Origin of the sequence: Streptomyces kronopolitis, assembly GCF_014646275.1 — a bacterium.
Lineage (GTDB): Bacteria > Actinomycetota > Actinomycetes > Streptomycetales > Streptomycetaceae > Streptomyces > Streptomyces kronopolitis.
Window position 1 is genome coordinate 1 of sequence record NZ_BMND01000013.1, and the last position, 13,727, is coordinate 13,727.

Genomic DNA, 13,727 nt, shown 5'->3' on the forward strand with positions numbered 1-13,727 from the left:
CCCGCCCCGGCGCCCGGACGGGCCGACGGCCCCCCGGCCACCTTCAGCCCGGCGCGGCCGGCCGGCGGCCCGGGCGGGGTGCGGGCCGCCGCCCCGCTCTCCGACGACGACCGCGACCGGCTGCTGGGCGGCACCCACCACGACCCGCACGGGCTGCTGGGCGCCCACCCCGTGCGCGGCGGGCTGCTCATCCGGGTCCTGCGGCCGTGCGCGAAGGGCGTCATCGTCCTGGCCAAGGGCCTGCGCGCCGCCCTGCACGCCGAGGGCGAGGGGCTGTTCGCCGGGGTGCTGCCGCTGACCACCGTCCCGGACTACGAGCTGCTGGTCGACTACGGCGACCACGCCACGACCGTGCACGACCCCTACCGCTTCCTGCCCGCCCTCGGCGAGCTGGATCTGCATCTGTTCGGCGAGGGGCGGCACGAGCAGCTGTGGCACGCCCTCGGCGCGCGGATCATGGACCACCAGGGGGTGACCGGCACCCGCTTCGCCGTCTGGGCGCCCAACGCCCGGGGCGTGCGGGTCGTCGGCGACTTCAACTGCTGGGACGGCACCGGCCATCCGATGCGCTCGCTGGGCTCCTCGGGCGTCTGGGAGCTCTTCCTGCCGGGCGTCGGCGAGGGCGAGCTGTACAAGTTCGAGATCACCCGGCCGGACGGCACCCGGACCGTCCGCGCCGACCCGATGGCCCGGCGGACCGAGTGCCCGCCGGCCACCGCGTCGGTCGTGGACGCCGCGCACCACCGGTGGACCGACGACGAGTGGATGGCCCGGCGCGGGGAGCGGCCCGTGCACCAGGCGCCGTTCTCCGTCTACGAGGTGCACCTCCCCTCCTGGCGGCCCGGGCTGACCTACCGCCAGCTGGCCGCGCAGCTCCCCGCGTACGTCAAGGACCTGGGCTTCACGCACGTCGAGTTCATGCCGGTGTGCGAGCACCCCTTCGGCGGCTCCTGGGGCTACCAGGTCACCGGCTTCTACGCGCCCACCGCCCGGATGGGCACCCCGGACGACTTCCGGTACCTGGTCGACACGCTGCACCGGGCCGGCATCGGCGTCCTGATGGACTGGGTGCCGGCGCACTTCCCCCGCGACGACTGGGCGCTGGCCGAGTTCGACGGCCGGCCGCTCTACGAGCACCAGGATCCGGTGCGGGCCGCGCACCCGGACTGGGGGACCCTGGAGTTCGACTACGGCCGCACCGAGGTCCGCAACTTCCTGGTCGCCAACGCCGTGTACTGGTGCGAGGAGTTCCACATCGACGGCCTGCGGGTCGACGCGGTCGCCTCGATGCTCTACCTCGACTACTCGCGCGAGGAGGGCGGCTGGACGCCGAACGAGCACGGCGGCCGGGAGGACCTGGACGCGGTCGCCTTCCTCCAGGAGATGAACGCGACGGTCTACCGCCGCTGCCCCGGCGTCGTCACCATCGCCGAGGAGTCCACCGCCTGGGACGGCGTCACCCGCGCCACGCACCACGTCGGCCCCGGCGGCTTCGGCGGTCTGGGCTTCGGCCTGAAGTGGAACATGGGCTGGATGCACGACTCGCTGGGCTATGCCGCCAAGGAGCCGGTGCACCGCAAGTACCACCACGGCGAGATGACCTTCTCCATGATCTACGCCTACTCCGAGAACTATGTGCTGCCGATCTCCCACGACGAGGTGGTGCACGGCAAGCGGGCGCTGGTGTCGAAGATGCCCGGTGACTGGTGGCAGCAGCGCGCCACCCACCGGGCCTACCTCGGCTTCATGTGGGCCCACCCCGGCAAGCAACTCCTTTTCATGGGGCAGGAGTTCGCCCAGGGCGCGGAGTGGGCCGAGAGCCACGGACCGGACTGGTGGCTGCTCGACCCCTCCTACGAGGCGGAGGCGGACCACCGGGGGGTGCGCGACCTGGTCCGCGCGCTGAACCGCCATTACGCCGACGCGCCCGCGCTGTGGGAACGCGACACCGACCCGGCCGGCTTCTCCTGGATCGACGGCGACGCGCGCGAGGACAACGTCTTCTCCTTCCTGCGCTTCGCCGCCGACGGCTCCCCCCTGGTCTCGGTCACCAACTTCTCCCCCGTGGTCCGCCACACCTACCGGCTGGGCGTCCCCGATCACGTCCCCGCCTGGCGCGAGGTCCTCAACACCGACGACCCGCGCTACGGCGGCAGCGGTGTCACCAACCCCGATCCCCTGACGGCGGAGCCGGTCCCCTGGAACGGCCGCGCCGCCTCCGTCACTCCGGTGCTTCCCCCCTTGGCCACCGTCTGGCTGCGCCCCCTCTGAGCACTCATGGGCGGTGCTTGTCCGATCCGTCTCCCGCTGCCGCGGCTCCCCCGCCGATCAGATCCCTCACCCAAGGCGTTATGTCTCATTCCTCCTTGTATGTGCCCACACACCACCGGCCTTCGCCGGCGGCGGTTTCCCTCACATTCCTATGGTGTCAGGAGGCACTGACAATCGGCCCGGGTCGATGAAACCGCAGGTCAAAGCGGTGCGGGCGGGGAGTGTGGCGGGGGACGCCGCGGGCGGGTGACGGCGGTCGCGCCGAAGGGGCGGGTGCCTCACCGGCACCCGCCCCTTCTCCCCTCCTGCGGCCCGGGATCAGACCCCGGCGGGCGCCTTCTCCGCCCCGCCCTCGCGCGGCCCGACGACGTCCGTCCCGGCGGCGGTCCCTGCCCCGGCGGAGGCCTCGTCGGCCAGCGACTTCTCGTCGAACGGCAGCCTTCCGGCCAGCACCTCCGCCGTCCGGGCCCGGTCGATCTCCTTGGTCCAGGTGCCGATCAGCACGGTGGCCACCGCGTTGCCCGCGAAGTTGGTCAGGGCGCGCGCCTCGCTCATGAAGCGGTCGATGCCGACGATCAGGCCGACGCCGTCGACCAGTTCGGGGCGGTGCGACTGCAGACCGCCGGCCAGCGTCGCCAGGCCCGCGCCGGTGACGCCCGCCGCCCCCTTCGAGGCGATGACCATGAACACCAGCAGCGAGATCTGCTGGCCCAGCGGCAGCGGCTTGCCCATCGCCTCGGCCACGAACAGCGAGGACATCGTCAGGTAGATGGCGGTGCCGTCGAGGTTGAAGCTGTAGCCGGTGGGGACGGTGATGCCGACCACCGGCCGGCTGACGCCCAGGTGCTCCATCTTCGCGATCAGCCGCGGCAGCGCCGACTCCGAGGAGGAGGTGGACAGGATCAGCAGGAACTCCCGGGCGAGGTACTTCAGCAGCAGGAAGATGTTGACGCCCGCGAAGAGCCGCAGCAGCGCGCCGAGCACCACGATCACGAACAGCAGGCAGGTCGTGTAGAAGCCGACCATGATGACCGCCAGCGACTTCAGCGCGTCCAGGCCGGTCTCGCCGACCACCGCGGCCATGGCGCCGAAGGCACCCACCGGCGCCACCCACATGATCATGGCCAGCACCCGGAAGACCAGCTTCTGGAGGTGCCCGATCCCGCGCAGCACCGGCTCGCCCGCCGTGCCCAGCGCCTGCAGCCCGAAGCCCACCAGCAGCGCCACCAGCAGCGTCTGCAGCACCTCACCCTGGGTGAAGGCGGAGACCAGGGTGGTGGGGATCATGCCGAGCAGGAACTCGGGCAGCGACTCGCCGCCGCCCGAGGTCTGGGCCTGGCCGGCGTGCCGCACGGTCTCCGTCAGATGCAGTCCGGAGCCGGGCTCCAGGATGTTGCCGACGACCAGGCCGATGGCCAGCGCGACGGTCGACATCACCATGAAGTAGCCGAGCGCCAGCCCGCCGACCGCGCCGACCTTGGCGGCCTTGCGGACCGAGCCGACCCCCAGCACGATCGTGCAGAAGATGACCGGCGAGATCATCATCTTGATCAGGTTCACGAACCCCGTGCCCAGCGGCTTGAGCTGGACCGCGACACCGGGGGCTGCGAAGCCCACGGCGATGCCGAGCAGCACCGCCCCGATCACGGCGAGGTAGAGGAAGTGGGTCCGGTCCCGCTTCGCCGGCGCGGTCTCCTCGGTGGTGCCCCCACGTGGCGGGGTCTGTGCGGCCACGGTTGTCTCCTCGTCTACGGTGTGCGCCGATCTGCGGCTCCGGCGCACCACAAGTTCCGGCGACTATGCACGTCGCTGTGGCGCCCGTCACCCTTGCGTACATTTCGTTCACGTAAAAGTGACCGTGCAGACGGTTCTGCGGTCACCGTGCACACTGTTGTGCATGCGACTCCCCCGACCCCGGCCGCCCCGACGGCTGCGGGGTCCCCGCAGCCTCGCCGGGCAGCTCTTCGCGATGCAGGTCGTGCTGGTGGCGGTGGCCGTCATGGGCTGCGCCGTCTTCGCGTACCTCAGCGCCGGCCGGCAGGCGGAGGAGACCGCGCGGCGGCAGGCGACGGCCGCGGCCACCGCCGTCGCCGACTCCCCGGCCGTCATCGCGGCGGCCCGCGGCAAGAACCCGACGGCCGCGCTCCAGCCCTACAGCGAGCAGCTGCGGCACGACGCGGGCGTCGACTTCGTGGTGGTGATGGGCACGGACGGCACCCGCTGGACGCACCCGGAGCCCTCCGCGATCGGCCACAAGTACCTGGGCCACATCGGCCCGGCGCTGCGCGGCAAGACCTTCGCCGAGACGCACATGGGGGTGCTCGGCCCGTCGGTGCGGGTCGTCGCCCCGGTCCGCGATCCGCGGCGCGGCGGCCGGATCACCGCGCTGGTCAGCTCCGGGATCACCATCGAGACCATCAGCGAGCAGCTGCGCGACCAGGTCCTGGCGCTGGTCGGGGTGGCGGCCGCGGCGCTGGCGCTCGGCGGCCTGGGCACGTACGTGATCAACGCCCGGCTGCGGCGGCACACCCACGGGATGAACGCCGGCGAGCTGAGCCGGATGCACGAGTACCACCAGGCCGCGCTGCACGCCGTGCGCGAGGGGCTGCTGATGCTCGACGGGCAGCGCCGGGTCGCCCTGATCAATGACGGAGGGCGGGAGCTGCTGGGGCTGTCCGGCGAGGCGGTGGGCCGCCCGGTCGCGGAGCTGGGGCTGCCCCCGGCGCTGACCGAGGCGCTGCTGTCGCCCGGACCGCGGGTCGACGAACTCCAGCTGACCGGCGAGCGGGTGCTGGTGGTCAACTCCGCGCCGGTCTCCGGCGGCGAGCGCCGCGGCAGCGTGGTCACCCTCCGCGACCACACCGAACTCCAGGCGCTGTCCGGCGAGTTGGACTCGGTGCGCGGTTTCACCGAGGCGCTGCGCTCGCAGGCCCACGAGGCCGCCAACCGGCTGCACACCGTGGTGTCGCTGATCGAACTGGGGCGCTCGGAGGAGGCCGTGGAGTTCGCGACCGCGGAGCTGGAGCTGGCGCAGGCGCTGACCGATCAGGTGGTCGGGGCGGTCGCCGAGCCGGTGCTCGCCGCGCTGCTGCTCGGCAAGGCGGCGCAGGCCAACGAGCGCGGCATCGAGCTGACGCTGACGCCCGACAGCCGGATCGACGACGGGCTGCTGCCGCCCGCGCTGCCGGCCCGTGACCTGGTCACGGTGCTGGGCAACCTCCTGGACAACGCCCTCGACGCCGCGGCCGCGCCCGGGGAGCCCGGCGGCGCCCCGCCGCGGGTGGCGGTCACCGCGCGGGCGGCCGACGGCGAACTGCTGCTGCGGGTGGCGGACAACGGTCCGGGGGTGGCCGCGGACGCCGCGGACGAGATCTTCCGGCGCGGCTGGAGCACCAAGCAGGGCGCGGCGGCGTCCGCCCGGGGCCGCGGTCTGGGCCTGGCGCTGGTGCAGCAGGCGGTGCGCCGCAACGGCGGCACGGTGGCGCTGGACGGGACCCCGGGTGGCGGGGCGCGGTTCACCGTGCGGCTGCCGCTGCGGGCGCGGGTGACGGCATGAGCGCGGCGAGCGCCCCGGCCCGCCCCCTTTCGGCAGGAGTCCCGCGGTGAGCGCCGCCGACATCCGGGTCCTCGTCGTCGAGGACGATCCGGTCGCCGCCGACGCGCACGCCCTGTACGTCGGGCGGGTGCCCGGCTTCACCGTCTCGGGCACCGTGCACTCCGGCGCCGACGCCCGCCGCCATCTGGAGGCGCACGGCGTCGATCTGCTGCTGCTCGACCTCTATCTGCCGGACGGCCACGGGCTGGCGCTGGTGCGCACGCTGCGCGCGGCCGGGCACACCGCCGACATCATCGCCGTCACCTCCGCCCGTGACCTGGCGGTGGTGCGCGAGGGCGTCTCGCTCGGCGTGGTGCAGTACGTCCTCAAGCCGTTCACCTTCGCCACCCTGCGCGACCGGCTCACCCGCTACGCCCGCTTCCGCGCCACCACGGGCGAGGCCAGCGGGCAGGACGAGGTGGACCGGGCACTCGCCGCGCTGCGCTCGCCCCAGCCGGCCGCGCTGCCCAAGGGCCTGACGGCGGCCACCCTGCGAGCGGTGACCGATGTGCTGCGGGCCTCCGGCGGCGGGCTGACGGCCACCGAGGCCGCCGCCGACGTGGGGATCTCGCGGATCACCGCGCGCCGCTACCTGGAACACCTCGTGGTCGCCGGCCGGGCCGCCCGCGCGCCCCAGTACGGCCACGTCGGCCGGCCCGAACTGCGCTACCGCTGGTCGGGGCGGTGAACAGCGGTGAGGGGCGGTCAACCGGCGGCTGACCGCGGCCGGTTGGCGGCCACGCGGGCGCCCCGCCGCCCCGCCGGCTCCAGCGCGCCGCCGCCGTCGTGACCGCCGGCGGCGCCACCCTCCGGGACGGCTGAGGGTTCCCCCGTCGGCCGGAGGGCGGAGGGGCGTCCGCCTGGAGGATGACGCCGGGGGCGGGGGTGGCACTTCCGGCGGTCCGGCTTTCCGTCCCTGCGGGTGAAGACCGGGACGATCTGCGCATTCGAAAATAGAGGCATCGAAACATCCGTCCTTTTTCCAGGAGTTCCCGTGTCCCACGCGGCCGCCTCGCCGGGTTTCCCCGCCTCTCCCGCCCCCCTCCGCACCGCCGCCGTCGCCGCCCGGGCCACGGATCTGAGCAAGGTCTACGGCCAGGGGGACACCCGGGTGGTCGCGCTGGACTCCGTCTCGGTCGACTTCGGCAAGGCCCAGTTCACCGCGATCATGGGCCCGTCCGGGTCCGGCAAGTCGACGCTGATGCACTGCATGGCCGGACTGGACACGATCTCCGGCGGCTCGGCCCGGATCGGTGACACCGAGCTGTCCTCGCTCAACGACCGGCAGCTGACGCGGCTGCGCCGGGACAAGATCGGCTTCATCTTCCAGGCGTTCAACCTCCTGCCGACGCTGACCGCACTGGAGAACATCACGCTGCCGATGGACATCGCGGCCCGCAAGCCCGAGAAGGCCTGGCTCGACGCCGTCATCGAGACCGTCGGCCTCTCGGGCCGGCTCTCCCACCGGCCCGCCCAGCTCTCCGGCGGGCAGCAGCAGCGCGTCGCGGTCGCCCGGGCGCTGGCCGCCCAGCCGGAGATCATCTTCGCCGACGAGCCGACCGGCAACCTCGACTCCCGCTCCGGCGCCGAAGTCCTGGGGTTCCTGCGGGAGTCGGTGCGCGCGATGAACCAGACGGTGGTGATGGTCACCCACGACCCGGTCGCCGCCGGCTACGCGGACCGGGTGGTCTTCCTCGCCGACGGCCGGATCGTCGAGGAGCTGCACGAGCCGACCGCGGACAGCGTCCTGGACCGGATGCGGCTGTTCGACTCCAAGGGCCGTACGAGCTGACCCGGCGCCCCTCCCGCGCCCCCGGGCGCCGCCCTCCACCCCGAGCAACCGGACCAGGACCCACCATGCTGCGTACAGCCCTGCGCAATGTCCTTGCGCACAAAGCCCGATTGATGATGACCGCGCTCGCGGTCCTGCTCGGCGTCGCCTTCGTCGCCGGCACCCTGATCTTCAGCGACACCGTCGGCGAGGCCGTCAAGAAGGCCTCCGCCAAGAACCTCGACGGCGTGGCCGTCTCCGTCCAGGCCGTCGACGCCGACACCGGCCCGCGCACCGACAAGAACGGCAAGCGGAGCACCCTCCTCGACGACAAGCTGGCGGACAAGGTCCGCGCGCTGCCGGGCGTGGAGTCCCTGCGGCGCGATGTCACCGGGACCGCGACCCTCGCCGGCCCGGACGGCATACCGATCGGCAACGGCTGGCAGAACCTCGCCGCCAACTTCCAGCCGGACAAGGACGGCCGCGACGCCCGCTACCCGCTGGTGCAGGGCCGCGGACCGGCCGCCGGCGACGAGATCGCGCTGGACCGGGCCACCGCCGAGGCGGCCCACCTCAAGGTCGGCGACACCGTGCGGTTCGCCACCGACGGCCCGGTGCTGACGAAGCGGCTGGTCGGCATCGTCACCACCGACGACCCGCAGGTGACCACGGGCGGCAGTCTCGCGCTCTTCGACACCGCCACCGCGCAGAAGCTCTACCTGCACCCCGGGCAGTTCGACGAGCTGGTGGTGGGCGCCGCGCCCGGCACCGACCAGCAGGCGCTGACCGCCAAGGTCCGCGAGATCCTGCCCAAGGACCGGGCCGAGGCCACCAGCGGCAGCGCACTCGCCGCCGAGCAGTCCCGGATGGTCACCGCGCAGAACAAGGCCCTGAGCCAGACGCTGCTGGTCTTCGCCGGCATCGCGCTGTTCGTCGGCATCTTCATCATCGCCAACACCTTCACCATGCTGATCTCCCAGCGCAGCCGGGAGATCGCCCTGCTGCGCGCGGTCGGCGCCTCCCGCCGGCAGGTGGTCCGCTCGGTGCTGGCCGAGGCGGCCCTGCTGGGCCTGGTCTCCTCGGTCGTCGGGCTCGCGCTGGGCGCCGGGATCGCGGTGGGCCTGCGGGCCGTGCTCGACGCCAACGGCGCGGGCTTCCCGGACGGGCCACTCATCATCAGCCCGACCGCGGTGCTCTCCTCCCTCGCGGTGGGTGTCGTGGTGACCGTGCTGGCCGCCTGGCTGCCGTCCCGCAAGGCGGCGAAGATCGCCCCGGTGGAGGCGCTCAACACCGTCGAGGCGCCCCCGGCGCTGCGCAGCCTGGTGATCCGCAACGTGCTCGGCACGGTCGTCGCCGGCCTCGGCGTCGCGGTCATGCTCTACGTCACCACGCTGAAGTCCTCCGACGACATGCCGATCGCCATGCTGGGCTCGATGCTGACGATGACCGGCGTCATCATCCTCGCGCCGCTGCTGTCGCGGCCCCTGGTCTCGCTGGCGGGCCGCCTCACCACCCGGCTCTTCGGCGTCAGCGGCAAGCTGGCCAAGCAGAACGCGCTGCGCAACCCGCGCCGTACGGCGGCCACCGCCTCCGCGCTGATGATCGGGCTCACCCTGATCACCGGCATGACGGTCGTCGGGAACTCGGCGCAGCAGGCCATGGACACGATGACGGCCAAGGGGCTGAAGGCCGACTACAAGGTCGGGACCTCGACGTACACCGGTCTGGACCCCGCGCTGTCGAAGAAGGTGGCGGCCCTCCCGGGCGTCGAGGCGGCGGCCCCGCTGCGCAACGCCAGCTTCCAGACCGGCGGCGACTACACGGATCTCACCGGCACCGACCTGGCGACGGTGGGCAAGACCGTCCAGCTGGACTTCACCAGCGGTGGGCCGGCGCACGCGGCAAACGAGATCGCGGTCTCCCGCACCGCGGCCAAGGAGAAGGGCTGGCACACCGGCCAGACGCTGGACGCGACGTTCAACGACGACAAGACGGCGAAGCTGAGGATCACCGGTGTCTACGAGGACACCCCGCTGGTCAACAGTGCCGTCGGCGCCGCCTCCCTGGTGGCCCCGCACATGACGCCGGTCAAGGACGACGAACTGCTGGTGAAGACCCGCGGCGGCGCGAGCGACGAGCTGGAGAAGCAGATCCGGCACACCCTCGGCGACAGCCCGCTGCTGAAGGTCCAGGACCACGCCGACCTGCGCAAGGAGAACGCCGGGCAGATCGACACCGTGCTCTACGTCGTCTACGGGCTGCTGGGCATGGCCGTGATCATCGCGGTGGTGGGCGTCGTCAACACCCTCGCCATGTCGGTCTTCGAGCGGACCCGCGAGATCGGGATGCTGCGGGCGATCGGACTGGCCCGCAACGGCATCAAGCAGATGGTCCGGCTGGAGTCGGTGGTCATCTCGCTGTTCGGCGCGGTCCTGGGGATCGGGGTGGGGATCTTCCTCTCCTGGGCCGGCGGCAATCTGGTCAGCCAGGGCCTCCCGACGTACGAACTGCTGCTGCCCTGGGGCAGGCTCGGGCTCTTCGTGCTGCTCGCGCTGGTCGTCGGGGTGCTGGCCGCCCTCTGGCCGGCCCGCCGCGCGGCCCGGCTGAACATGCTGGAGTCCATCGGCGCCCAGTGACCGCCTGACCGCCACGCACAACGGCGGCGCGCCCGCCCTCGGTCGAGGGCGGGCGCGCCGCCGTTGATGTTCCGGGGGGCCAGGGCTCAGAAGACCGACTCGGCCTCGTCCATCCGCCACTCCGGCACCCGCTTCAGCTCGGTGACCGCCTCGTGCAGCGGCACCATCGTGATGTCGGTGCCGCGCAGCGCGGTCATCCGGCCGAAGTCACCGCGGTGCGCGGCCTCGACGGCGTGCCAGCCGAAGCGGGTGGCGAGCACCCGGTCGTAGGCGGTGGGGGTGCCGCCGCGCTGGACGTGGCCGAGGATGACCGGCCGGGCCTCCTTGCCGAGGCGCTCCTCCAGCTCGTGGGCGAGGGCGTTGCCGATGCCGGAGAACCGCTCGTGGCCGTACTGGTCGATGGCGCCCTTCTTGTACTCCATGCTGCCGGACGCCGGGTGCGCCCCCTCGGCGACGCAGATCACGGCGAACTTCTTGCCCCGGGCGAAGCGCTCCTCGACCATCGTGACCAGGTCGGCGACCTCGAAGCCGCGCTCGGGAAGGCAGATGCCGTGGGCGCCGCCGGCCATGCCGGACTCCAGCGCGATCCAGCCCGCGTGCCGGCCCATCACCTCGACGACCATGACCCGCTGGTGCGACTCCGCGGTGGTCTTGAGGCGGTCGATGGCCTCGGTCGCGACGCCGACGGCGGTGTCGAAGCCGAAGGTGCGGTCGGTGGAGGAGATGTCGTTGTCGATGGTCTTGGGCACACCGACGACCGGCAGTCCGGCGTCCGACAGCATCCGCGCGGCGGTCAGCGTGCCCTCGCCGCCGATCGGGATGAGGACGTCGATGCCGTAGTCCTTGGAGTGGTCCTTGGCGTCCTCGCAGGCCTGCCGGAGCCGGGCGCGCTCCAGCCGGGAGGAGCCGAGGATGGTGCCGCCGCGGGCGAGGATGCCGCTGACCGCTTCGAGGTCGAGCTTGCGGAAGCGGCCGTCGAGCAGGCCGGAGAAGCCGTCCTCGAAGCCGATGACCTCGTCGCCGTGCCCGGTGAGGGCGCGATGGACCACCGACCGGATCACAGCGTTCAGGCCGGGGCAGTCGCCGCCTGCGGTGAGGACTCCGATACGCATCGTGCTGTGTCTCCTGTGCTCGCTGTCGGTTCGTGTGAGCCGGTCCGATTGTTTCACGGGGCCCGCCCGGCCTCCCCGACCGGCGGACCTCCCCCTACTGTTCCCCGCAGGGACCGCACCAGGGAAACTGGGAACGCGACCTAGCCACACGCGCAGGTATTGTCAAGAGGGGCAAGCCCACCATAACGACTAATTTTGCCCTTGCGAGCAACGGAAAAGGATCGGAGAGCACGCGTGACGCGCAGCGTGTACGTGACCGGGATCGACCGCGGCGACGGACGCCAGGTCATCGAGCTGGGAGTCATGGAGCTCCTGACCCGCCATGTCGACCGGGTGGGCGTCTTCCGTCCGCTGGTGCACGACGACGGACCCGACCGGCTCTTCGACCTGCTGCGGGCGCGCTACCGGCTCACCCAGTCCGCCGACACCGTCCACGGCCTGGGTTACGAGGAGGCGGCCGCCCTCCAGGCCGAGCGCGGCACCGACGAGCTGGTCTCCCGGCTCGTCGACCGCTTCCACGCCGTCGCCAGGGACTACGAGTACGTCCTGGTCCTCGGCTCGGACTACGCGGGCACCAGCCTCCCGGACGAGCTGAACCTCAACGCGCGGCTGGCCAACGAGTTCGGCGCGGCCGTGCTGCCCGTCGTCGGCGGGCAGGGCCAGGAGGCCGAGTCGGTGCGCGCCGAGGCCCGCAACGCCTATCGCGCCTACCACTCGCTGGGCTGCGATGTCGTGGCCCTGGTCGTCAACCGGGTGGCGCCCGGGCAGCGCGAGGCCGTCGTCGAGCGGCTCGCCGCCCACCTGCCGGTGCCCTGCTACGCGCTCCCCGAGGACGGCTCGCTCTCCGCGCCGACCGTCAGCCAGATCGTGCACACCCTGGGCGCCGAGGTCCTGCTCGGCGACGACTCGGGCCTGGCCAGGGACGCCCGGGACTTCGTCTTCGGCGGCGCCATGCTGCCGACCTTCCTCAAGGCGCTCACCCCCGGCTGCCTGGTGGTCACCCCCGGGGACCGCGCCGACCTGGTGATCGGCTCGCTCGCCGCACACAGCGCCGGCGCCCCGCCGATCGCCGGGGTGCTGCTCACCCTCGACGAGCGGCCCGGCCCGGACATCATGGCGCTGGCGGGCCGGCTCGCCCCCGGCACCCCGGTCGTCTCGGTGCCCGGCGGGTCCTTCCCGACGGCCGGCGAGCTGTTCGCGATCGAGGGCAAGCTGAACGCCGCCTCGCCGCGCAAGGCGGAGACCGCGCTCGGCCTGTTCGAGCGGCACGTGGACACCGTGGAGCTGACGAACCGTATCTCCGTCGCCCGCTCCGGCCGGGTGACGCCGATGATGTTCGAGCACGAGCTGATCGAGCGCTCCCGCTCCGGCCGCCGCCGGGTGGTCCTCCCCGAGGGGAGCGAGGAGCGGGTGCTGCGGGCCGCCGATGTGCTGCTGCGCCGCGACGTCTGCGCGCTGACGCTGCTGGGCGACGAGGAGGCGATCCGCAAGCGCGCCGCCGACCTGGCCATCGACCTGGCCGACGCCCAGATCATCGACCCGCAGACCTCCCCGCTGCGCGAGCGGTTCGCCGAGCGCTACGCGGCGCTGCGCGCCCACAAGGGCGTCAGCGTCGAGCTGGCCTTCGACGTGGTCGCGGACGTCTCCTACTTCGGCACGCTGATGGTCGAGGAGGGCCTGGCCGACGGCATGGTCTCCGGCGCGGTGCACTCCACCGCCGCCACCATCCGCCCCGCCTTCGAGATCATCAAGACCAGGCCGGGCGCCCAGATCGTGTCCTCGGTGTTCTTCATGTGCCTGGCCGACCGGGTGCTGGTCTACGGCGACTGCGCGGTCAACCCGGACCCGGACGCCGAGCAGCTGGCGGACATCGCCATCCAGTCGGCCACCACCGCCGCCCGGTTCGGCGTCGAGCCGCGGATCGCGATGCTCTCGTACTCCACCGGCACCTCCGGCTCCGGCGCCGATGTCGACAAGGTCCGCAAGGCCACCGAGATCGTCCGCGCGCTGCGCCCCGATCTGCTGGTCGAGGGCCCGATCCAGTACGACGCGGCGGTGGACGCGGCGGTCGCCCGGACCAAGCTGCCCGAATCCGATGTCGCCGGCAAGGCCACCGTGCTGATCTTCCCGGACCTCAACACCGGCAACAACACCTACAAGGCCGTGCAGCGCTCGGCCGGCGCGGTCGCCGTCGGCCCGGTCCTGCAGGGTCTGCGCAAGCCGGTCAACGACCTCTCGCGCGGCGCCCTGGTGCAGGACATCGTCAACACCGTGGCCATCACCGCGATCCAGGCGCAGGGCGAGCGGCCCGGCGCCGGCCCCGCCGCCTGACCGCGGCCCCT

Annotated in this window: 8 protein-coding genes; 6 read left to right on the forward strand and 2 right to left on the reverse strand. The window is 72.8% G+C overall.

The annotated features are described in order from the left end of the window. The coding region (gene glgB, locus IEY78_RS16125; RefSeq protein WP_373294167.1) for a 1,4-alpha-glucan branching enzyme at positions 1-2,271 on the forward strand (2,271 nt) is incomplete at its 5' end. Between the two features lie 318 nt (positions 2,272-2,589). Here glgB and IEY78_RS16130 read toward each other — a convergent pair. Then, positions 2,590-4,005 (reverse strand): cation:dicarboxylate symporter family transporter, encoded by a 1,416-nt coding sequence (locus tag IEY78_RS16130; RefSeq protein WP_189098837.1) that lies wholly within the window; start codon positions 4,003-4,005, stop codon positions 2,590-2,592. A 163-nt stretch (positions 4,006-4,168) separates the two neighbouring features. On the opposite strand from IEY78_RS16130, the gene IEY78_RS16135 reads away from it, so the two are divergent. From IEY78_RS16135 to IEY78_RS16150, 4 genes are all read left to right on the forward strand, one after another. Continuing rightward, on the forward strand, positions 4,169-5,827 hold the full coding sequence (locus IEY78_RS16135) for a sensor histidine kinase (RefSeq protein ID WP_189098839.1): 1,659 nt from the start codon (positions 4,169-4,171) through the stop codon (positions 5,825-5,827). A gap of 46 nt (positions 5,828-5,873) precedes the next feature. Then, entirely contained in the window at positions 5,874-6,554 is a 681-nt protein-coding gene (locus tag IEY78_RS16140; protein ID WP_189098841.1) for a response regulator, read from the forward strand. 306 nt (positions 6,555-6,860) lie between these two features. Beyond that, positions 6,861-7,658, forward strand: coding sequence for an ABC transporter ATP-binding protein (locus IEY78_RS16145; RefSeq protein WP_189098843.1), 798 nt, complete (start codon positions 6,861-6,863; stop codon positions 7,656-7,658). 65 nt (positions 7,659-7,723) lie between these two features. Next, positions 7,724-10,273 (forward strand): ABC transporter permease, encoded by a 2,550-nt coding sequence (locus tag IEY78_RS16150; protein WP_189098845.1) that lies wholly within the window; start codon positions 7,724-7,726, stop codon positions 10,271-10,273. A gap of 86 nt (positions 10,274-10,359) precedes the next feature. Here the strand turns inward: IEY78_RS16150 and IEY78_RS16155 are convergent, their stop codons facing one another. Continuing rightward, complete coding sequence (locus IEY78_RS16155) at positions 10,360-11,385, reverse strand: ATP-dependent 6-phosphofructokinase (RefSeq protein ID WP_189098847.1); 1,026 nt, start codon at positions 11,383-11,385, stop codon at positions 10,360-10,362. A 234-nt stretch (positions 11,386-11,619) separates the two neighbouring features. Between IEY78_RS16155 and pta the strand changes: the two genes are divergently transcribed. Further along, positions 11,620-13,716: a phosphate acetyltransferase gene (pta, locus tag IEY78_RS16160; RefSeq protein ID WP_189098849.1), complete on the forward strand. Its 2,097-nt coding sequence runs from the start codon at positions 11,620-11,622 to the stop codon at positions 13,714-13,716. The last annotated feature ends 11 nt before the right edge of the window (positions 13,717-13,727 follow it).